At 73.5% G+C, this 22,005-nt stretch carries 13 protein-coding genes; 12 read left to right on the forward strand and 1 reads right to left on the reverse strand.

Annotated elements, in window-relative coordinates:
- The first annotated feature begins 20 nt into the window (after positions 1-20).
- The 11 genes from BJ981_RS31495 to BJ981_RS31545 all read left to right on the forward strand — a co-directional run bounded on the left by BJ981_RS31495 (position 21) and on the right by BJ981_RS31545 (position 18,204).
- Positions 21-4,277: an AAA family ATPase gene (locus BJ981_RS31495; RefSeq protein WP_184617023.1), complete on the forward strand. Its 4,257-nt coding sequence runs from the start codon at positions 21-23 to the stop codon at positions 4,275-4,277.
- 109 nt (positions 4,278-4,386) lie between these two features.
- A complete protein-coding gene (locus tag BJ981_RS31500) occupies positions 4,387-6,525 on the forward strand; it encodes a fibronectin type III domain-containing protein (RefSeq protein ID WP_184617024.1) in 2,139 nt (712 codons plus the stop codon).
- Between the two features lie 1,969 nt (positions 6,526-8,494).
- On the forward strand, positions 8,495-9,457 hold the full coding sequence (locus BJ981_RS31505; RefSeq protein WP_184617703.1) for an AAA family ATPase: 963 nt from the start codon (positions 8,495-8,497) through the stop codon (positions 9,455-9,457).
- Between the two features lie 199 nt (positions 9,458-9,656).
- Positions 9,657-10,994, forward strand: coding sequence for a DUF58 domain-containing protein (locus tag BJ981_RS31510; protein WP_184617025.1), 1,338 nt, complete (start codon positions 9,657-9,659; stop codon positions 10,992-10,994).
- A gap of 62 nt (positions 10,995-11,056) precedes the next feature.
- Complete coding sequence (locus BJ981_RS31515; protein WP_184617026.1) at positions 11,057-13,261, forward strand: transglutaminase TgpA family protein; 2,205 nt, start codon at positions 11,057-11,059, stop codon at positions 13,259-13,261.
- An 858-nt stretch (positions 13,262-14,119) separates the two neighbouring features.
- Complete coding sequence (locus tag BJ981_RS31520) at positions 14,120-14,986, forward strand: M50 family metallopeptidase (RefSeq protein ID WP_307837823.1); 867 nt, start codon at positions 14,120-14,122, stop codon at positions 14,984-14,986.
- Complete coding sequence (locus BJ981_RS31525; RefSeq protein ID WP_184617027.1) at positions 14,964-15,149, forward strand: hypothetical protein; 186 nt, start codon at positions 14,964-14,966, stop codon at positions 15,147-15,149. The genes BJ981_RS31520 and BJ981_RS31525 overlap by 23 nt, the downstream gene beginning before the upstream one ends.
- A gap of 63 nt (positions 15,150-15,212) precedes the next feature.
- Positions 15,213-15,599: a hypothetical protein gene (locus BJ981_RS31530; protein ID WP_184617028.1), complete on the forward strand. Its 387-nt coding sequence runs from the start codon at positions 15,213-15,215 to the stop codon at positions 15,597-15,599.
- 211 nt (positions 15,600-15,810) lie between these two features.
- Entirely contained in the window at positions 15,811-16,329 is a 519-nt protein-coding gene (locus BJ981_RS31535) for a nuclear transport factor 2 family protein (protein WP_184617029.1), read from the forward strand.
- Positions 16,330-16,440: 111 nt separating this feature from the next.
- A complete protein-coding gene (locus BJ981_RS31540; RefSeq protein ID WP_239139246.1) occupies positions 16,441-17,589 on the forward strand; it encodes a magnesium and cobalt transport protein CorA in 1,149 nt (382 codons plus the stop codon).
- Between the two features lie 48 nt (positions 17,590-17,637).
- On the forward strand, positions 17,638-18,204 hold the full coding sequence (locus BJ981_RS31545) for a TIGR03086 family metal-binding protein (protein ID WP_184617030.1): 567 nt from the start codon (positions 17,638-17,640) through the stop codon (positions 18,202-18,204).
- A gap of 14 nt (positions 18,205-18,218) precedes the next feature.
- Here the strand turns inward: BJ981_RS31545 and BJ981_RS31550 are convergent, their stop codons facing one another.
- Entirely contained in the window at positions 18,219-20,429 is a 2,211-nt protein-coding gene (locus tag BJ981_RS31550; RefSeq protein ID WP_204070271.1) for a thiamine pyrophosphate-dependent enzyme, read from the reverse strand.
- A 204-nt stretch (positions 20,430-20,633) separates the two neighbouring features.
- Here BJ981_RS31550 and BJ981_RS31555 point away from each other — a divergent pair, with 204 nt between their 5' ends.
- Positions 20,634-21,992, forward strand: a complete 1,359-nt coding sequence (locus BJ981_RS31555) for a hypothetical protein (protein WP_184617032.1) — start codon at positions 20,634-20,636, stop codon at positions 21,990-21,992.
- The last annotated feature ends 13 nt before the right edge of the window (positions 21,993-22,005 follow it).

Here is a 22,005-nt window from a genome sequence, read left to right on the forward strand (position 1 = left end):
GCGCCCGGAGGCCCGCTGACATGAGGCTGCACCACCTGCGGCTCACCGCCTTCGGCTCCTTCCCCGGCAGCGAGGAGGTCGACTTCGACGCGCTCGGGGAGTCCGGCCTGTTCCTGGTGCACGGCCCCACCGGCGCGGGCAAGACCACCGTCCTGGACGCCGTCTGTTACGCGCTGTACGGCCAGGTGCCCGGCCTGCGCAACAGCGCGCGCCGCCTGCGCTGCGACCACGCGCCCCCCGACCGCGGGCCGAAGGTCACCCTGGAGGTCACGCTGCGCGGCAGGCGGCTGCGCGTCACCCGTTCCCCCGTCTGGGAGCGGCCCAAGCTCAGAGGCGAAGGGGTGGTCGAAGAGAAGGCGAAGGTCCTGCTCGAAGAACTGCCCGCCTCCGGCACGCCGGTGTTCCTGTCCAGCAGGGCCGACGAGGCGGGCGAGCTCATCGGCGGCCTGCTCGGCATGAACGCCGACCAGTTCTGCCAGGTCGCGATGCTCCCGCAGGGCGACTTCGCCAGGTTCCTGCGCGCCGACGGCGAAGAGCGCCGCCGCCTGCTGGAGAAGCTGTTCTCCGTCAAGATCTTCAGTGACGTCGAGCACTGGCTGTCCGACCACCGCACGACCGCCCACCAGGAGCGCCAGGAACTCCGCCAGCGCGTCGACTCGGTCATCGACCAGATGCGCGGCGCCGCGGGCCCCGCCCTCCTGGAGGCCGCGGCCTCCGCCGTCCCCGCAGCCGTGACGCCCGCTCCGCTCGAGGTCACAGGCGCCGTCCCGCGAGCGGGCGGTTCCCCGACGCCGGAGGCCGAGGAGCCGGCCATTTCGCAGGCAGAGGCTTCCGCCTCGCCGAACCCCGGAGTCCTGCGGGATCCGCGAGAAGAGCCGCTGGAGTGGGCCCGTGATCTTCTGGAGGCCGCCGGGCGCGCCTGCGCGGGCCTCAGCGGCGCGCGGGCCGCGAGCGAGGCGTCCCTGAGGTCGGCCAGGTCCGCGCTGGAGGCCGGGCACGAGCTGGCCCGGCGCCGCCGCGCCCACGCCGACGCCCAGGCCAGGCGGGACGAGCTCGACCGCGCCGCGGAGGAACGCTCCGACCTGGAGACCATCCTCGCCGAGGCCACCCGCGCCGACCAGGTCGCGCCCCTGATCCAGCAGGCCGAGCAACGCGCCGAGGACGCCACGAAGGCATCGCGCCTGGCCGTCGAGGCCACCGCCCGTGCCCTGCCCCTGCTCCCGTCGGCCGGGACCGCTCACCATGACGTCACCAAGCCCACCGGCCCGCGCCCGTCCCCGGGTGACCGCCCTGACTCCCGGAGTCCCGCCGCGGGTGACCGGCCGGAGCCGGAGTGGATGGCCACGCTGGAGCGTGCGCGCCGGGATGAGATCGCACGGCTGGAGCAGCTCGTTCCCGAGGAGGCGCGGCTCGCCACGCTGCGGGACGGGCTGGCGGAGGCAGGCGCGCGGCTCGCGACGCTGGCGGACGAGCGGGACCGGACGAGCCGGCGGCTCGACGCGCTTCCCGGGCTTCGCGCGCAGACCGGCGAGCGCCTCGCGCTGGCCCGCCTGGCCGCCTCCGGCCTCCCCACGGCCCGCGCCGCCGTGTCCGCCGCCACCCGTCACCTCGACGCCGTCCACCGCCGCGACACCGCGGCCGCCGACATGTCCGCCGCCCTGAACGATCTCCGCGCCCTGCTCGCCGACCTGCCCGGCTCCGGACAGAACGACCTGCCGGCTCGCCTGTCCGGCCCGGTATCCGGTGACCCGTCCGCCGATCCGGCGGGGCCTTCCGAGGAGGTCGGCGCGGCGGCGCGGGAGGTGCGTGAGCGGCTGTCCGTGCTGGAGCGCGGGCTCCGGGACGAGCTGGCCGGGCTTGAGCTGCGCCGGGCCGACGAGACGCGCGCCGCCGAGGTGCGCGGCGAGCTGGCCGAGATCGACGCCGTCCTCGCGGGGCTGGACGAACGTGAGGAGGCCCTCGCCGCCGCCCGGGACGAGCTGCCGGCCCGCCTCGCCGACATCGACGAGCGCCTGGCCGCCGTACGCGAGCAGGCGGCGCTGGTCCCCGCCGCCGAGGCCGCCTGGAACGCCGCCTGCGCCGCCCTGGAGCACGCCGAGCGCCGCGACGCCGTGGCCGCGGAACTGGAGGCCGCGGAGGCCGAGCGGCGGATCACCACCGACGAGGCCCAGGACCTGCGCGACCGCCTCCAGTCCATCAGGCAGGACCGCATCGAGGGCATGGCCGCCGAGCTCGCGCAAGGGCTCACCCCGGGCGAACCCTGCGCCGTCTGCGGCTCGACCGACCACCCGGCGCCCGCGGTCGCCGCCGAGGCCATGCCGACGGTCGAGGACGAGCAGGAGGCCGAGGCGCTCGCCGACGCCGCACAGGATCGCCGCCAGGCGGCGGAGGGCCGGGTCGCGGTCCTGCACGCCCAGGTGGAGGAGGCGGAGGCGCGGGCGGGCGGCCTGTCGGCCGACGAGGCCCTGATCGCCCGCGAGGAGGCCGAGTCGCGGCTCGCCGGCCTCGCCGTGGCCGCGGAGGACGAGGACGAGCTGGCGGAACAGGCGCGGGCCGTGCGCGCCGAGCTGGACGAGGTCAGAGACCGGGCGCGCGACGTCGAGCTCGAGATCGCGGGCCACCGCACGCGCCGCGCCGCGCTCCAGGCCGAGCTGGACCGTCTCGCGCTCGGCCTCGACACCGCCCGCGGCGAGGACGCCAGTGTGGCGGCGCGGCGCGAGCGCCTCGCCGAGGAGGCCCGGCTGCTCGGCCTCGCCATCGACGCCGCCACCCGCCTGGGCGAGACGGCCGCCGCCCACCAGGAACAACGCGCCGCGGCACGCCGGGACCTCCCGGAGACCCTCCGCCTCCTCGACGCCGCCGAAGCCTCGTCCGGCGCAGCCAGAACGGACGGCACGAATCCAGGCGCCGTTGACTCAGACGGCGCCGACGGCGGCGGAGCTCGGTCAGGCGTCACGATTCCAGGCGTGGACGCCGGCGGCGCGGAGTCCGGTGGGGCGGATGTCAGCGAGGAGGTGGCGGCGGGGCTGGTGCGGCGGGGCGAAGGGGTGCTGGCCGCGTTGCGTGCAGCGGCGGGCGAAGAAGCCGCTCTGGCCGAGGCCGCGGCGCGTCTGGACGCCGAGTTGGCCGAGCTGAACGACGCCCTCGCCCGCGTCGGTCTCGAACTCGCCGCGGAGCAGGCCAAGGAGGAAGGCCTCACCACCGAGTCCGAGCGGCTGACCACGCGTCTGGACGCCGCCAGGGGACAGGACGCCACCCTGTCCGCCCGCCTGGAGCGCCTCGCCGACGAGGCGGAGCTGCTGCGGGACGCCGCCGAGGTCGGCCGGCACGCCCGCGCGGCCGCCACCGAACGCGACGCCGCCGCGGCCAGGGCCGAGAGCGCGGCGGTGGAGGCCGGGTTCGCGGGGGTCGAGGACGCCCGCGCGGCCATGCGCACGACGTCGGCCCGCCAGGCGATGGCCGAGCGGCTGCGCGCGCTGGACGCCGAGCACGCCGCCGTCACCAAGCTGCTCGCCGATCCCGAGCTCGCCGCCGCCGCGGCGGCCCCGCCCCCGGACGTCCCCGCGCTGACCGAGGCGTTCGAACAGGTCGAGCGCGAGCACGCCGAGCGTTCCTCGGCCCGCGACCAGGCCGCCGCCCGCCGTGACCGTCTCGCCGAGCTGTCCACGTCGCTGGACGCCACGATGGCGCGGTGGCGTCCCGCCGAGGAGCGCCACCGCCTGGCCAAGAGCCTCGCCGAGCTGGCCGTGGGCACCTCGCCGGACAACGTGCCGCACATGCGCCTGTCGTCCTACGTGCTGGGAGAGCGGCTGCGCCAGGTCGTGGACGCGGCCAACGCCCGGCTCGACCACATGTCCGGCGGCCGGTACGTCCTGCTCTACGACCCGCGCAAGTCCGCGGGCGACCGCAGGCGGGCCGGCGGCGGCCTCGGCCTGCGGGTCCTGGACGGCTGGACGGGCGTCGACCGCGATCCGGCCACCCTGTCGGGCGGCGAGGCGTTCATGACATCCCTGGCGCTGGCCCTGGCGCTCGCCGACGTCGTCAGCGCCGAGGCGGGCGGCGTCGAGCTCGGCACGCTGTTCATCGACGAGGGCTTCGGCACCCTCGACGAGGACACGCTCGACGGCGTCCTCGACATCCTGGACGAGCTGCGGGACGGGGGCAGGGCCGTGGGCATCGTCAGCCACGTCGGCGAGCTGCGGGCCCGGGTGCCCGCGCAGCTCAAGGTGATCAAGAACCGGTTCGGCTCCCGTCTTGCCATGGCGGTTCCCGGATAGATCGCGGCGTATGGGAACGTTGTAACGGCTGGGGTGTTCGGTGTCATCGGGATCGACGACACGGGGGGGACATCCCAGGGCGGATGGAGAAGGGCGGGGAAGTCACGGGGTGAAGATCGCACTGCCGCGGGGAGACCGGCGCACGGCGATGATCGCGGCGATCGTCGTCGGCGCGCTCGGGATCACCGCCGCGGTCGCCGGGGTGGGCGTGTCCAGCGCCGGCCCGAGGCTGGCCGACGTCGGCGCCTGGCTGCAGAGCTCGGCACGCGGCTCCGTCGTGCACGCCAACGGCCTGTCCGGCCAGGTGGACGGCCGTATCGACCACGTCGCCAGGCCCGGCCGCGACCTTGACGTCGTCCAGCACGGCGCCACCGTCCTGCTGGTCGACCGGGCGGCCGGAACGGTCAGCCGCATCGACCCGGGCCGGCTCACGGTGGCCAGGACCCGCGAGTTCCCGGTGGCGCGCCTGCAGATCGTCGTCGCCGGAGACGCCGCGTACGCCGTCGATCCCGAGGGAACGGTCCAGCGTGTCGACCCGGTCACGCTCGCCGCCGTCGGCGCGCCCGTCGCCCTCCCTGGCCCGCTCGGCCGCGCCGCCGCCGACGGGGGAGGGACGCTGTGGGTGCCGGTGCCCGCGACCGGCCACGTGGTGCCGATCCGCGACGGCGTCAAGGGCGCGGCGGTCCCGGTCGGCGCGCCCGGCGACCCCTTGTCGCTCACCGTCGCCGGTGGCGTGCCGGTGGTCGTCGACGCCCGCGCGGCACGCGCCGTCAGCATCGGCGCCGACGGCACCCGTACCCGCTTCACCCTCCCCGACGCCGTCACGGCCACCGGGCGCAGCGGTGTGCTGTCCCCGGCGACCGTCGAGGGTTCGACCGTGCCCGTCCTTGTGCCGGGGCCGGACGGGTTGCTGCTGCTCCTCGACTCCGCCTCGGGGCAGATCGCCCAGACCAAGCTGTCGCAGGCCGCCGCCGACCCCGCGGCGCTCGGCGTGCCCCAGGCGCTCGGCGCCCGTGCGTACATCCCCGACACCGGCGCCGGGCGGCTGATCGTCTGGGACTCGGCGGCGAACGGCTTCGCCGAACCGATCCAGGTCACCACGCGCGAGGGCGACCTGGAGGTGTCCGTCCGCGACGGCCTGCTCTGGGCGAACGACGGCGCGGGCGACGGGGCCGTCGTGGTCGATCCCGAGGGCCGGGAGCGCCGTGTGCGGAAGGACGACCCCGACGTTCCCGGCCCGGCACGCACGTCGCGGCCCGAGCCGGCGCCTGGCACCGCGTCCGCCGGCGACGGCGGCGCGCCCACGTCGTCCGAGCCGACCGGCTCCCCGCCGCCCCGCCCCGAGCCCGGTCCGCACTCCACCCGGACCCGCGGCGCGGCGCCTCCGGAGGCGTCACCGACCCCGACACGCGACCGCGAGCCCCCGCCGGACCAACCCGGGGCCCCGGGGTCGGTGAGCGTGCGGTCCGGGCCCGGCAGGATCGACGTGGCGTTCGCTCCGTCCGCGAGCGGCGACGTGCGGCGGTACACGCTGGAGGTGTCTCCGGCGGGTGGCGAGGTCACCCCGGCGGCGGTGGCGGGGGACGGGCCGTTCCGCTTCACGGTGGCCGGAGGCGACTGCGCCAAGGAGTACACGGTGGTCGTCGTCGCGCGGTGGAAGGGCGGCGAGGTGCGGTCCGAGCCGAGCGGAGCGGCACGGCCCTGCGTCGCGCCCGCCGCTCCCGCGAACTTCCAGGCCGAGCCCAAGAACCACGGGGCCGACCTTTCGTGGTCGGCACCCGAGAACGCCGGCGGTGCGGACGTGACGTACGCGCTGTCGGGCGCGGCGTCCAAGGACGGGATCGCGGGCACCTCGGTGAGCGTCGAGGGCCTGAAGAACGCGCACAAGCACACATTCACCCTCAAGGCGCGCAACGCGGCGGGGGACGGGCAGGCCACGGCCTCGGCCACGGCGGACCTGGCCTACCCGCGCCACGCCTACCGGAACGCCGGCAAGACCGATGCTCTCGTGCGGCCGGGCCCCGGCAAGGACGGCGAGATCGGCCGCATTCCCAAGGGCCGCCACCGGCCCCTCACGGTGATCTGCCAGATAAAGGGCCCCTCCGTCACGGATGCCGAATCGGGGGAGACCAGCGACGTCTGGAACCGCATCGAATGGAACGGCGGTGTGGGGTACCTCAGCGACACGCTGATGAAGACCCCGCGCGGCGCGTTCCCGGCCGCGCCCCTGTTCCAATGCGACGACTGACCGGACGCGGCGGCATGCGACGAGACGCGACGACCGACAGGGGACCGACGTCGTGAGCCACACCCCACGGCACAGCGACCAGGGCCGCGCCGCCCCGCACCCCCCGTCCGGACATCCCCATAGCACCCCACCCTCACCCCACGACCCTCGGTCTCTTGGGGAGCCGTCCGCCCCGCACGACGGACGCGGCTCGGGCGCGTCCGACGGTGCGGCCGAGTATGGTCCAGAGGCGTCCGGCGGTGAGACCGGGTATGGCCCGGAGGTGCCTGATGGGGCGGCGGGACACGGTTTGCGGGCGTCCGGCGGGGAAGCGGGGTACGGCTCGCGGGCGTCCGGTGAGATGACGCCGGTGTACGGCGAAGACGTGGTGTCGGTGGTGTCCGGTGAGGTCGGGGGGCGTGTCAGCATGAAGTCCGACAGTGGTGAAGGGGCGACCCCTGCCGGAGCGCAGGGGCCGGTGCCCCCGGGTCCGGATGACCCGGTGAACGCGCCCCCGTACGGCGGCGCCGCTCCTCGCCACGGCATTCCGCCCGCTCCTCGCCACGGCGGCCAGGCTCAGCCAGGGGGACCGGACACCTGGTCCCGGCATGCCGCATCCGGGGAGACGGTATCCGGCCCCAAGGACGCGATTCCTCCGAGCCACGCCGGCGCGGCGTCTCCCGCTACGGGGCGTTCCGGATACCCGTCTCAGGATGGCGACTCGCTCACCGCCTCTGCGACGACGTCTGCGGTTCCTGCAGGTCAGACAAGCCATTTTGATCAGACGGGTTATCCAGGTCAGACAAACCATCCTGGTCAGATCGGCTATCCCGGTCACATGAGCCAGCCAGGTCGACCTGGCCCCCCTGGTGGGACAAGGGACCCAGCTCAGAGTGGACACCCAGCTCAGACAGGACAGCCGGGGCAACCCGGGCACCTTGGGCAGACGGGTCCCGTCGGAGTCACCGTCGCCGGACCCGTCGACGGTGGGGCGATGGATCGGCCGATGATGGGTGGCCATGGCGACGCCGTGACCCTCGACCAGGGCACCGCGCGCCTCCAGCGCACCGGGCGCGAGCAATGGGACACCCGGTATGCCGACCCAGGATCTCCGGCAGCTCCGTCATATGCCGCGTCCTCGCCATCTCCGACCGCCCCGCCATACGCCGCATCCTCGGCCAATACCGGATCTCACACGCCGCATGTGGACCAGTGGTACGGGAGGGAGGGGTCCGCATCGCCTGGGTACGCTGCGCCCTCGCCGAGTGCCGGATCCCCGACGCCGCACGCCGATCAGCGGTACAGGGGCCAGAACACATCGGCTCCGCCGCTGTACGCAGCATCCTTCCCGGCAGCGGGATCCCCGACGCCGCATGCCGGGCAGGGGTACGGGAGCCAGGACACGTCGGCTTCGCCCCTGTACGCCGCATCCACGCCGGGTGCCGGATCCTCGACGCCGCATGCCGGGCAGGGGTACCCAGGTCAGGAGCCTTCAGCGTTGTACGCCGCGTCGTCGGACAATTCTGGATCTTCCATGTCGCACGCTGGGCCGGGGTATGGGGGTCAGGAGACGCCCGCGTTGCCGCCATATTCCGCGTCCTCGGCGGGTGCCGGATCCTCGATGTCGTATGCCGAGCAGGGGTACGGAGGACAGGGGTCTTCGGCTTCGCCGCCGTACGGCGTGTCCTCGCCGAGTAGCGGATCTCCGATGTCGCAGGCCGACCAGGGGTACGGGGGACAGGAGGCTTCGGCGCCGTATGCCGCGGCCGCGGTGTACGCGGCGCCCACGATGCACGACGCACCGGCGGTGGCCGTGGCGTCCCCTCGATACGGCGAGCCGCCGATGGAGTCCGCGAACCCGGGGTACGGCGACCCCGGATCGGCCGCGCCTCCTCCCCGCGCCGTGTCCCCGTCGGCTCCGGGGCCCCGGCCCTACGTCCCGGCGCCCTCGCCGGAGCCGGGGTACGGCGACGCCGAGGATCTCGGGGACATGGCGGCGCTGGCGGGGGAGTTCCGGCAGCGGTTCGAGGCGCTCGCGGGCAACGTGGAGCAGGTCATCCGCGGGAAACGGGAGACGGTCGAGCTTGCGCTGATCTGCCTGTTCTGCGAGGGGCACGTGCTCATCGAGGACGTGCCGGGGACGGGCAAGACCACGCTGGCCCGGAGCCTCGCGGCCAGCATCCAGGCGGAACTGCGCCGGGTGCAGTTCACCCCGGACCTACTGCCGTCCGACATCACCGGAGTGTCCATCTACGACCAGGCCGGCCATCGCTTCCAGTTCCACCAGGGCCCGGTGTTCGCCAACCTCGTCCTCGCCGACGAGATCAACCGCGCGTCCCCGAAGACGCAGGCGGCGCTGCTGGAGGTCATGGAGGAGCGGCGGGTCACGGTCGATGGCGAGTCCCATGAGGTGCCGCGCCCGTTCATGGTGCTCGCCACCCAGAACCCCGTCGACATGGACGGCACCTATGCCCTGCCCGAGGCGCAGCTCGACCGGTTCCTCATGCGCGTGGCGGTCGGGTATCCCGATCACGCCTCGGAGGTCGAGGTGCTCAAGGGCATGCCCAGCGGCCCGCGGATCGACCGCCTGCCCCTGATCGCGCGGGCCGCCGACATCGCCGGGATGATCGACTTCGCCGCGCGCATCCATGTCGCCGACTCCATCTACGACTATGTCGTCGCCGTGGTCGGGGCGACGCGGCGTTCGCCGGAGGTCCGGCTCGGAGCCAGTCCCCGCGCCAGCCTCGCGCTGGTACGCGCGAGCAAGGTCAGGGCGGCGGCGGCCGGACGGCACTTCGTCATCCCCGAGGACGTCAAGGCCCTGGCGGTCCCCGTCCTGGCGCACCGCCTCCTCCTCACCGCCGAGGCCGAACTCCGCGACCGCACCGCGACGGCCGTCGTCACCGAGATCCTGTCCCGCACGCCCGGCCCCCACCCGCTCACGGGACCCTGACACCGTGCCCAGGACCCCTCGCCACCCGGCCGATGAAGGACACGTCGCCGAAGGAGCGCGTGCCCATGCGGGTGGGCGTTCCGGCGGAGTGGCCGGCGAACCGCGGGCTCCCGGGGCGCGGGATGTCCGGGAGGCACGGAACTCGCGGCAGGACGGGCTGCCGTCGGGCGGGGCGGTGCTGACGTCGGCGGGGAAAGGGGTGCTGGGAGCGGCGGTCCTGCTGTACGCGGTGGGGGCGTTCGCGCTCGGGTATCCCGAGTTGGTCGTGATGGCGGCCGGAGGCGTGATCGCGCTCATCGGGGCGTTGCTGTGGACGTTGCCGCGGGCCAGGCTGTCGGTCGGCCGGGAGGTGACGCCGCTGAAGGTGTCGCGGGGCGAGGCGGCGATGGCCGTGCTCACCGTGCGCAACCAGGGACGGCTGCCACTGGCCGGGCTGCGCGCCCGCGACCGCGCCGGCGCGTCCGAGCGGGTCGTCGAGCTGCCTCCGCTGCGGGGTGGCCGCACGCGCGTCGTGTCGTACGAGCTTCCCACCGGCGTCCGCGGTGAGATCGAGGTGGGGCCTCTCGCCGTGGTCAGGGAGGATCCGTTCGGCCTGACCCGCCACGTGACGGGGTACGGCGAGGAGTCCCGCCTGCTGGTCCGGCCGCGGGTGGTGCCGCTCGGCGTGCTGCCGTCCGGGCGCGCGCACCATCTGGAGGGTCCGGCGAGCGACCGCGCGCCCAGCGGCACCGCGACGTTCCACACGCTGCGTGAGTACGTCCCGGGCGACGACCTGCGGCAGGTCCACTGGCGGTCCACCGCCCGCACCGGGACGCTCATGGTCCGCAGGCTGGTGGACGCGGGTCTGCCCTTCACGACGGTGGCGCTCGACAACCGGGGGAGCCCGGGCGGGGAGGTCTCCGGGTTCGAGCTGGCCGTGGACGTCGCCGCCTCGGTCGCCGTCGGCGCGGCGCGCGCGGGCTTCCCCGTGCGGGTGGTGACCGCCGACGGGGTACTGCTCGACCTCAAGGGCGGCGCTCACGACGCCGAGGCCGTGCTGGACGCGCTCGCCCTCGTACGCGTCCGTGCCGGCGACGCCGGCGGGGGGAACCCACTCCGGCTCGCCCGCCCGGGTGGCTCGCTGGTCGTCGTCACCGCGCTCCCTGCCGCCGCAGGTGGCAGGGGCGCCGACACGGCCGTGAGCAGAGAGGGGAGTACGGCCGCGAGCGGGGAAGGGAGCACGGCTGCGAACGGGGAGGCGGACACGCTCGCGAGCATGGTCGCCGCCGCCCGCCGCCGTCACGACCGGACGCTGTGGCTGCGCGTCACCTCACCCGGCGACCCGCTCCTGCCGACCGGCGGTGCGCCTGTCCCGTCCGGCGACCCCGCACCGGGCGGTGCGTTCGCCTCGTCCGGTGGTGCGCTCGCCGCGTCTGGCGACCCTCCGGCCTCTGCGTTCGTTCGGCCGCGTGGTGCGGTGGCCGTGCCGGGGGTCGCGGTCATCGATGTCACCGACCTTGACGTCCTCGCGGCGGTGTGGCCGGGAGCTCGGCGATGACCGCCTTCCCCGATACGGACGCCCCGGTCCGCCGGTCTGGCGGGCCCGCCTCGGCACAGCCGGTGACCGGGCGCGCTGCCGCACCCCGCGCGGCCGGGGCCGCCACGGCGCGGGCGGCGGACGGCGGAGGCGGGCGCTTCCGTGGGGCGCAGGGCGTGGCCTTGGTGCTGGTCGCCGTGCTGGCGGGCGTGGCGGGGTGGGGGTTCCAGCGTGTCTTCGAGCCGCGTGCGCTGCTCCCGGTTGCCGGGGTGGCGGCGGTCGTGCCGGTGCTGCTGGCCGCGCTGACGAGGCGGTGGCCGTTGTGGGCGGCCCTGGCGGCGCAGGCGGTGGTGTGGCCGCTCACGGTGTCGGCGACGTTGTTCCACGGCATGGCCGTGGCCGGCGTTCTGCCGTCGGCGGCGACCGCCGCCGAGCTCGGGCAGGCTCTCGTGAACTCGTGGCGGGCGCTGCTGACCACGATCCTCCCCGCGCCCGGCGTGCCGAGGCTGCTCGCCGTGCCGCACCTGCTGGTGTGGCTGGCCGCGCTGGCCGGCGCCGAGCTGGTCCTGCGCTCGCGGGCGCGGATCCTTCCCGCGCTGCCCGCGCTCGCGGTGTTCACGATCGCGGTGACCCTCGGCGTGGACGGCCCGGGATCGGTCCTGCCCACGGCCGGGGCGCTGGTGGCGCTCGTGGCGGCGCTGGCGGTCGTGCGCGGAGAAGGGGGCGCGCTGCGGTCGCTCGCCGCGCTCCCGCTCGCGGCCGCCGTGGGCGCGACGGGGCTGCTGCTGGCCCCGTCGCTGCCGGTCGCGCGCGAGCCGCTCGACCCGAGGACGCTGGTCGAGGAGCCCCCCGTGGCCAGGTTCGACGGCGTGAGCCCGCTCGACCGCGTGTCGGCCTGGCTGCAGGTTCCGACGACGCCGCTGTTCACCGTCCGCGCGCCGCGTCCGCACAACTGGCGGCTGGCGGTGCTCGACCGGTACGACGGGGTGCGCTGGACGTCCTCCTCGCGGTTCCGCATGACGGGCGGGCGCGTGCCGCCGGGCCCGTACCGCGGCGCGTACGAGACCCTGGATCAGCAGGTCACGCTGGAGGGACTGCCCGGCGGGTGGCTCCCCGCGGCCGACCGGCCGGTCTCGGTGTCGGGCGTCGGCGTGGCGGTCGACGAATCCGGCACGCTGCTGTCGGCCCCGTCCGGCGCGCCGGGCAGGACCTACCAGGTCACCTCCCGCATCCCGCGCCCTTCCGCCGAGCAGCGGCGGGACGCGTCGCCGGCGGGCGGTCCCGGCGCGCTGCCGCCGAAGGTCGAGGCGTTCCGGTCCCTCGCCGCGCGCGTCACCCGCGACGCGCGTTCGCCGTACCAGCGGGCGTCGCTGCTGGAGCACTACCTGCGCACCGGGCTGAAGTACGACGTGACCTCGCCGCCGGGACATTCCCTGGCCGCCCTGGAGTACTTCCTGCGGACGACGCACCGGGGAACCTCCGAGCAGTTCGCCGCGTCGTTCGCCCTGCTCGCGCGCACGCTCGGCCTGCCGAGCCGGGTGGTCGTCGGATTCCGCCCCGGCACGGCGGACGGCGGCGCCTACCACGTGCGATCGGGGGACGTCCTGGCCTGGGCGGAGATCGAGTTCGAGGACCTGGGGTGGGTGGCCTTCGACCCGACCCCCGAACGCGGCGGCACGGCGGACCGGCACGACGTCGTCAGCACCGAGGTGCAGGAGCGCGAGCGGCTGGCCGAGCGGATCCAGGCGTCCCCGCGCGCGTCCGCACCGTCGCCGAGCGGTCCTGCGGTCACGGACGGGAACGACGCCCGTCCGCCGGTGGCGGCCGGGGCGGTCGTCGCGGCGGTGGCGGGGGCCGTCCTGCTGCTGGGGTATCCGGTGGCCGTGCTCGCGGCGCCGGCGCTGCGGCGACGGCGCCGCCGCCGGGGCGATCCGGCGGAGCGGGTGCGAGGGGCCTGGGTGCAGGCGTGTGAGGATCTGGGGCTGGCGGGCGAGCCGGCGTTGACGGCGTCGGAGGTCGCGGACCGCGCGGCGGACCTGCTCGGACCCGAAATATCACCTCATATAACGGCCTTGGCGAACCTCTCGAACTACGCCCAGTACGCGGGCCGCGACATCGGACCGGACGCCGCCGAGAAGGCATGGCGCCACTCCACCGAGGTGAGCACGCTCGCGGCCCGCGCGACACCACCCCTTCGAAGACTGGCCCGTCGCCTCCACCCACGAGCCCTCCGCCGTCCACGTGCCCCTAGGACGAGGCCCCGGGACGAGCAGCCGGCGAGACCCTGAGCGGGGGCGGCCTGGCGGAGAAGGGCGGTCAGACGCAGACTCCTGGGGACGCCGGCGCTGGAACCGCTGAGAAATGGCCGCTCATCGCCATCGTCCACGTCCGTTCGCAGCATTTGTGCTCATCGTGGGCGCGAAGTGGGTGGAAGCTCGAATTCTCTATATCATCTGTAATCTCCTGGCGAACCCGCCATGATCCGACGCTTAGGTGCGTATGGCAACGTACTAGAACGCGTCTATCGTCAGAGTCCACGCATCTCGCCGCCGACTGGAGTTGGCCTTGGGATTCCTCTCACGACTGCTGGCCGGGCCGCTCTCGCGCGACCGCAAACGCAAGCGCCGTTCGCGATATCGCGGCCCGTTCATACCGATAATCGGCCCGGCCTCCCGCCCGCACCGGCCGCCGGACCCGCATCCTTCCTCGGATATCGAGCGCTTCATACCTGCGATCGGCTATTTCGTCCCTCGTGAGCCGCCGGTCCCTCCTGAGCTGTCCGTCCCTCGTGGGCTGTTCATGCGTCGCGGGCTGTTCGTGCGCCGTAGGCTGTTTCTGCATCGTGGGACGTTCCGAGCGGTATTGGGCGGGACGTGCCTCTGCGGCGTTGGCGTGATCGTGGAACGCCAGGGCCGGTTCGGTCCGTTCCTGGGGTGCACAGAGTGGCGCCCCGGTGACTTCGGATGCAAGCTCGCCTGGCTGATGAATGGCGACAGGATTCCTCCGCCGTACAGGAACAGGTACAGGTGACACCCACACAGGCGCTGACCCCTCGGTCGGCCGCTGCCGGCGTGGCCTGAGCCGGCCTCGGGCGCGATCGCCGTCGACCAGGACGGCGACGCCTGGCGGCACCCCGAAGACAGGGGATGGTTCTGCGTCGAGCCATCGGCATGGACGTGGACCTGGCGAGCCGGCCGGACGAGTGGGACACCGTGCTCCTCTGGGCGTGCGAGGCTATATCCGCGCCCAGGGGGGTGCGTGCCCGATGGAGGTGGACCCTGCAAACGTTCGGCGGCTTCTTGGAGCGGGTGACGGCGGTACAGCCGAGCCCGCCCTTCTGGATGACGGCCCTGGCAGCGGTGGTGGCGCTCGGCGTGGTCGTGTATCCGACCTCGTGGCACCTCTCCCGTGGGCTGATCACGATCGCGCACGAAGGAGGGCACGCCCTCGTCGCGTTGCTCACCCGGCGCAAGCTCCAGGGCATCAAGTTGCACTCTGATACTTCTGGCGTCACGTTGACCCGGGGCCGCCCCACCGGTCCGGGCATGATCTTCACGGCGGCCGCCGGGTACGTCGCACCCTCGCTGCTCGGGCTGGGCGCGGCCTGGCTGGCCGCCGCCGGGTACGTCATGATCCTTCTCTGGACGGTGCTGGTCCTGCTCGTCTGCATGCTGCTGATGATCCGCAACGTGTTCGGCGTGGTCTCGCTGGTCACCATCGGCGGGGCCGTGTTCGCCCTGTCCTGGTTCGCCAAGCCCGACATCCAGGCCATCGGCGCGCAACTCGCCGTCTGGTTCCTGCTGATCGGCGGCATCCGCCCGATCCTGGAGCTACGGCGCAAGCGCCGCCAGGGCCGCGCGCCGGAGTCCGACGCCGACCAGCTCGCGCGCCTCACCCCGTTCCCTGGTGGCTTCTTCGTCTTTCTCTTCCTTCTGATCTCGGCAGCGGCCTTGGTGGTCGGCGCCTACCTGATGACCCCCATAGACCTCCTTGACCACCTCACCCGCCTGTGACCTCGAACAGCTCCTTGAGGCGGTCGGGAATGTCCTTGTCACCCTGAAGGTGGGCCTGGTCCACGACATCGCGCCGGACGGCGTTCTCGACATGTTCGGTTTCCAGAAATCAGTCATCTGGTCACTCATAAGATCGAGCGACGCCGCCGCGGTGGACCGCTGAGGGCAGGTGATGCGCACCCAGTGGGTAGCGCAAACCGGATACCGGGTGGCGTAGCGTACAAGTATGTCCGCCGATGTGCCGATAACTGATGCGTCAGTAACGCCTGCGAAGCCGTGGCCCATAAAGAAGCGGCTGTCCACTTCGCTCCTCTACCTCGTTTTGGCGGTCGTCCTGCTCGGTATGGCCGGGCTCGCTCTCGCCTTCGCGTGGCACATCTACACGCAGGATTATAAATACTTCGCGTTCAGCCTGTTCATCGCCGTCTGCGCGGTGCGGTGGCTCGCCTTTTTCGGGGTCGGGTATCTGTGGTTCGCCATCGGCGCCCCCTTCAGCGCCACCGATCCGTTGGCCGCCACGACGACGGCCGATCACAGCCCGGGAAGCGGCCACGGAGGCTGGTACGTGGAGGGCTCAGACGACTTCGGCGATGACGGCTTCGACGTCGATTGATCTGAGGGCGGCTGTTCCTCCCGGTTCCAGGCGAGCTGGTCGATCTTCTGGTCCCTGACGCTGACGCGGTAGCCGGCGGCCTGGGTCCCCTTCCGCGCGGGGCACCTCCAGGGGATCCGGCGGTGGGCCGGCGCCCGGGGAGGAGCAGGTGTGGGCGGGTCTGTGGGGGGAATGGCGTTCTGTTTTGGAACGTGCCGTCTAAGCTGGGACAATGCACGAACCCCTTACGCAGGGCCCTCAGGGTGAGGAGCAGCACGGGCTGCTTCTGGCGTTCTTCCAGGCCTTCTCTCGCGGCGACCTGGACACGATGGCGCGGTGTTACCACCCTGAGATCAGCTTCGGCGACCCGGTCTTCCCCGAGTTGGAGGGCCGTGAGCGCGTGATAGGCATGTGGCGCATGCTGTTCGCCGTGGGCCGGGACGTCCAGGTGACGTTCCGGGACGTCATGGCGAGCCGGCACACCGGTGCGGCGCACTGGACGGCCACGTACCGCCTGCCGGGCAGCGGCCGCACGGTCGTCAACGAGGTGGACGCGGAGTTCCGCTTCGAGGACGGCCTGATCGTCCGCCACCACGACGTCTTCGACTTCCGCCGGTGGTGCAAGATGGCCTACGGCGTGCCCGCCGGCGTGGTGCTCGGCTGGACGCCCGCCCTGCGCCGCCAGGTGCGCGGCCGCGCCCGTGGACGGCTGGACGAGTACCTGAAGAGCACGTCGCCGGCCCCGGGGTGAGGTCCGGTCGGGGGAGCCCGTTAAGGATGGCTGTTAAGGGCAGCTAAGGTCTGACACGGGCGGAAGCGGGAGGGACGCGCGGCCGCTCTCACCGTCCGAGGGGAGGGTTCCGTGGCAGAGCGTCGCGTGCGCGGGCTGAAGGATTTCATCAGGGTGCCGGTCCGGGGCGGCGACCACGAGGCGGCGCCGCCGGAGTACTCGATGGATCCCCGGTCCGGCGGCCGCGAGTCCCCGGCCCACCAGAGCCTGATCGACAGCGCGGTCTACGTCGACGGGCGGCGTGTGGCCAGCCCGCCGTCGCTCTCGGAGGCGGTCGCCGCCCTGCGCTCCACCCCGGGGAGCATGGCGTGGATCGGCATGTACCGTCCCCGGGAGTCCGAGATCCTCAACGTGGCCGAGGAGTTCGGCCTGCACGAGCTCGCCGTCGAGGACGCCATCGTCGCCCACCAGCGCCCGAAGGCGGACCGGTACGGCGAGACCCTGTTCCTGGTGCTGCGGGCCGCGCAGTACCTGGACTCGCCGGAGAAGGTGGAGTTCGGCGAGCTGCACGTCTTCGTCGGCCCCGACTTCGTGCTCACCGTCCGCCACAGCGAGGCCCCGGACCTGAGCAAGGTGCGCCGCCGCATGGAGGACGACCCCGAGCTGCTGCGCCAGGGCCCGCAGGCCGTGCTGTACGCGATCCTGGACACGGTCGTGGACGGCTACGCGCCGGTCGTGGCGGGCCTGCAGAAGGACATCGACGAGATCGAGGTCCAGGTCTTCGGCGGCGACCCTGCGGCGCCGCGGCGCATCTACGAGCTGTCCCGCGAGGTGATCGAGTTCCAGCGGGCGACCCGCCCGCTGCTGGACATGCTGAACGGCCTGATCGCCGGCTCCTCCAAGTACGGCGTGGACACCGAGCTGGAGCGCTACCTGCGCGACGTCGCCGACCACGCGATCACCGTGGTCGAGCGGGTGGACAACTTCCGGCAGATGCTCCAGGACATCCTGATCGTCAACTCCACGCTGGTCAGCCAGGCGCAGAACGAGGAGATCAGGAACGTCACCCAGGCCAGCTACACCCAGAGCGAGGAGGTCAAGCGCATCTCCTCCTGGGCGGCCATCCTCTTCGCCCCCACCCTGGTCGGCACGATCTACGGCATGAACTTCACCCACATGCCCGAGCTGAGCTGGTGGTTCGGCTATCCGTTCGCGCTGACGCTCATGGGCCTGGTCTGCGTCACGCTCTACGTGATCTTCAAGCGCCGCGACTGGCTGTGACCCGCGCCGGTCTGGGATGAACCATGCCAACGGGGTAGGTCCGCCGGTATGGAGGAAAGAGTCCTGGAACTGCACGCCGTCGCGATGGACGAGTTCGGCCTGCGCGTGGCGATGGTCCGCGACGACCAGTGGGACGCCCCGACGCCGTGCGCGGACTGGACCGTCCGTGACCTGGTCGGCCACCTGGTGACCGAGCAGCTGTGGGTGCCGCCGCTGCTCGCGGGCGAGACGATCGACCAGGTCGGCGACCGGTTCGACGGCGACCCGCTCGGCGACGACCCGGTGGGCCGGTGGACGCGGGCGAGCGTCGCCGCGCAGCAGGCGTTCGCCGCTCCCGGCGCCCTGGACCGCGAGGTCCACCTGTCGTACGGCACCGTCCCCGCCCGGCGCTACTGCATGGAGATGACCAGCGACCTGGCGGTCCACGCCTGGGACCTGGCCCGCGCGCTCGGCGTCGACGAGCGCGTGGACCCGGTGCTGATGGCGGAGGTGCACGACTACCTGGCGCCGATGCTGGAGGGGTACTCCGGTGAGCTGTTCGCGCCGCCCGTCCCGGTGCCGGAGGACGCGAGCCCGCAGGAGCGCACGCTGGCCCTCACCGGCCGCCGCCCCTGACCCGGCCGCCGGGTTCAGGCCAGCAGCCGGCGGGCGGCCTCCTCGATCGCGGCCTCCGACAGCAGGACGTGCGCGGCGGCGTCGCCGAGCGGCACGAAGCTGTCCTTGGACGTCACCCGGGCGGCCTTCCCGGCGAACCCGTTGTCGGCGAGCGCGGCGAGCACCCCTTCCGACACGCCGCCGGAGCCGCGGGTCTCGTCGGCGACCAGCACCCGGCCGGTCAGCTCGGCGGCACTGACCAGGTCCTCCACCGGCAGAGGGGACAGCCACCGCAGGTCGAGCACGCGGCAGCCGTGCCCTTCTGAGGTGAGCCGGATCGCGGTCCGCAGGCTCATGCGCAGCCCGTTGCCGAACGTCACGATCGTGAGGTCGCGGCCGTCGCCGTAGGAGCGTGCCCTGCCGATGGGCACGTGCGTCTCGGCCCACCGGGCCGGAGGGGCGTACGGGGTGAGCCAGCCGTTGTCGCCCTCGTCCATCAGGTCGCGGGTGCCGTACAGGGCGATGGGTTCGAGGAAGACGCACACCTCGCCGTCGGCCTTGGCGGCGGCCACGCAGGTGCGCAGCATCGCGGCGGCGTCGTCGGGGCGGGCGGGGGAGGCGACGACGACCCCGGGGATGTCGCGCAGCGCGGCCACGGAGTTGTCGTTGTGGAAGTGGCCGCCGAACCCCTTCTGGTAGGCGTAGGAGGCCACGCGCACGACCATGGGGTTGCGGTAGGCGCCCTTGGAGAAGAACCGCAGCGACGCCGCCTCGCCGCGGATCTGGTCCAGCGCGTTGTGCAGGTAGGCCAGGTACTGGATCTCCGGGATCGGCAGCAGCCCCGAGGCGCCCGCGCCGAGGGCGAGGCCGAGCAGGGCCTGCTCGTCCAGCGGCGTGTCGAACACCCGCGCCGCGCCGAAGCGCTTGAGCAGCCCGCGCGTGACGCCGTACACGCCGCCCTTGCGCGCGACGTCCTCCCCGAACACCATCGCCTCGGGATGGGTGCCGAGGATCTCGGCGAGCGTGCGGTTGACGGCCTGGGCGAGGGTGAGCGGGCCCTCGTGCTCGGGCAGGGTGGGGCCGAACACCGCGGCGCGGTCGCGCGGGCGGCGCGCGGCCTGCGCGGCGACGAGCGCGGGACGGCGCGGGGCGAGGGGCTCCATGACCTCGCGCGCCGAGGCGAGCCGGGGACGCCGGGTGGACTCCATCGCCAGCTTCAGCACGTGCTCGCGGATCGTCTCGTAGCGGCCGAGCAGTTCCTCCGGGTCGGTCAGCCCCGCCTCGACGAGCATCCGCGCCGTGGCCACCAGGGGGTCGCGCGCGAGGTCGGCGGCGATCTCGCGGGGCGCCCGGTAGGCGGACTCGACGTCGGAGCCGGCGTGTCCCATGAGCCGCACCACGCGCAGGTGCAGGAAGGCGGGCGACCTGTGGGCGCGGACGTGCTCGGCGGCCCGCCGCGCGACGTCGTAGGCCTCGGCCAGGTCGCAGCCGTCGGCCTCGAACCGCGGGATCAGCGGGTGGCCGGACGCCCGCACCCAGTCGCGCGGGGTGCGCACGCTGATGCCGATGCCGTTGTCCTCGCAGACGAACAGGATCGGCAGCGGCAGGCCCTGGTAGGCGCAGTAGGCGGCGGTGTTGAAGCCGGTGAGCGCGCTCGCGTGGTTGACCGAGGCGTCTCCGAAGCTGCACACGGCGATCGACTCGGCGGGCCAGGCGCTCTCGACGCCGAGCTTGCGCGCCCGCTCGACGGCGAACGCGACGCCCACCGCGCGCGGCAGGTGGCTGGCGATGGTGGAGGTCTGCGGGATGACCGCCAGGTCGGGGTGGCCGAAGACCTTGTGGCGGCCCCCGGCGATCGGCTCCTCGGCCGCGGCCGACAGGCCGAGCAGCACGTCGCGCAGGCCCTCTTCGGCCAGGCGCCCGGCCTGCGCCGACCTCGCCAGGTAGAACGCGCCGGAGCGGTAGTGCAGTAGCGCGGGGTCGGTGGGGCGCACGGCCGCGGCCACCGCCGCGTTGCCCTCGTGGCCGGCCGAGCCGATGGTGTAGAAGCCCTCGCCCTGCTCGCGCAGCCAGCGGGCCGCGATGTCGAGCAGCCTGCTGGCGAGCTGGACCTCGAACAGCTCGCGGCAGAGGTCGCCGGTGAGGGTGGTGCCCGGGCGGACGGGCAGGGCGGGATCGCGGCGCGTGCCTGGGGAGAGCGCGGCGACCGACTCGGTGAAGTGCGTCTCTACTGCGTCGCGGGCCACACGGCCGATTATGTAGCCCGCATCGGGGCCCCGTCTCAGGGCTTGCCGGAACCGTCTGGCCGGTTGCGGCGATCGTTCGCTTTGACTCATCTTTTTGACGCTTTGTCAGATCTCCCAACCAACGTACACCAAAGGCCGTCTATTGGAGTGGAGAGACGTGGCACCCTCACGCCGCGTTCGAGCAACGGGAAAGGACGGTACCCCGTGTTTCAACGCATGCGCGCCGTCGTGGTCGCGATGGCGATGAGCGCCGGGACGTTGGCCCTGGTCTCCTCACCCGCGTCGGCGACGGCCGTGGCGGCCCCCGAGGTCACCTCGGTGGACGTCGGCCCGAGCCCGGTGGTCGTCGAGGACAAGGACGGCAGGCCGGTCACCTTCAGCTTCCTCGTGGACGGGGCGACCTCGGGAGGCTTCACCCTCAAGCGGCCCGACGGGTCGACGGTCGACGTCGAGGCCAAGAAGGCCGGCGAGGTCGGCGGAAAGCAGAAATGGGAGGGCACGCGCACCTTCGGCCGCGCCGACGCCGCCGGCACGTGGAACGTCACGGCCAAGGCGACCAGCGTGGTCGGCACCGGCAAGGCCGACAAGGACTTCCAGGTCAGGCAGGTCTGGGAGACCGACCTGGCCGGCTTCGGCGCCTCGCCCGAGCCGGTCTCCCAGGGCGGCAGGCTGTGGCTGCGCGGCCGGTTGCTGGTCAACGGCGCCGGTGGGTGGCGGCCGTACGCGGACCAGAAGGTGTCCATCGCCTTCCGGGCCTACGGCGCGGCCGGCTACGAGCGCGTGGCCTCCGACCGCACCGACCGCGGCGGGCGCTTCGCGCTCGGCGTCAAGGCCCTGGGCACCGGCTGGTGGCGGGCCGAGTACGACGGCTCCGACGTCGCGCACAAGACGGTCAGCGACAGCGACCGCGTCGACGTGCGCGCCACGCGGGCCCACAGCCGGATCACCGGTTTCCGCGTCGCCCCGAACCCGGCCACCGAGGGGGCCCGTCTCGTGGCGAGCGGGCGCCTGGAGGCGTCCCGCGGGTGGGGCGGCTACGGTGGTCAGAGGATCGACCTGCTGTTCAGGGCGGACGGCTCGCAGCGGTGGCGGTACGTCTCCTCCGGCAGGACCGACCGGGGCGGCCGGTTCCGGATCGGGGCCGAGGCCGAGCGGTCCGGCTGGTACCGGGCCGAGTACGACGGATCCCGGCACGTGCGGGGGACGAGCGGCCCGGCCGTGCACGTGAAGGTCGCGCGGTACACCGCCTCGACGCGGATCGTCAGGTCCGACTCCTCCCCGGAGCCGGTGCGGTACGGCAGGTACGTCACGAGCCGCGGCGTGCTGCAGATCTGGAACGGCCACGGCTATGAGGGGTACGCCCACCAGAAGGTCGCGCTGTACTTCAAGCGTGCGGGCGGCGCCAAGTGGGAGTACGTGAAGACCGTCGCGACCGGCGGCTCGGGCGCCTTCCGTGCCCAGGCCAAGGCGTGGCGCTCCGGCGAGTGGAGGGTCGTCTTCCCGGGCAACGACGAGGCGCGCGCCTCGTCCGGCAAGGCCGACTTCGTCAAGGTCAGGAAGTGACGCCCTGACGTAG

It is taken from the genome of Sphaerisporangium krabiense (genome assembly GCF_014200435.1).
GTDB lineage: Bacteria > Actinomycetota > Actinomycetes > Streptosporangiales > Streptosporangiaceae > Sphaerisporangium > Sphaerisporangium krabiense.

Excerpts from the sequence above, each read along its gene's own strand:
- BJ981_RS31495 (WP_184617023.1), top strand. The coding sequence starts at position 21 with ATGAGGCTGCACCACCTGCGGCTCACCGCCTTCGGCTCCTTCCCCGGC.
- BJ981_RS31505 (WP_184617703.1), top strand. The coding sequence starts at position 8,495 with ATGGCGGCGCTGGCGGGGGAGTTCCGGCAGCGGTTCGAGGCGCTCGCG.
- BJ981_RS31520 (WP_307837823.1), top strand. The coding sequence starts at position 14,120 with ATGGTTCTGCGTCGAGCCATCGGCATGGACGTGGACCTGGCGAGCCGG.
- BJ981_RS31530 (WP_184617028.1), top strand. The coding sequence starts at position 15,213 with ATGTCCGCCGATGTGCCGATAACTGATGCGTCAGTAACGCCTGCGAAG.
- BJ981_RS31535 (WP_184617029.1), top strand. The coding sequence starts at position 15,811 with ATGCACGAACCCCTTACGCAGGGCCCTCAGGGTGAGGAGCAGCACGGG.
- BJ981_RS31545 (WP_184617030.1), top strand. The coding sequence starts at position 17,638 with ATGGAGGAAAGAGTCCTGGAACTGCACGCCGTCGCGATGGACGAGTTC.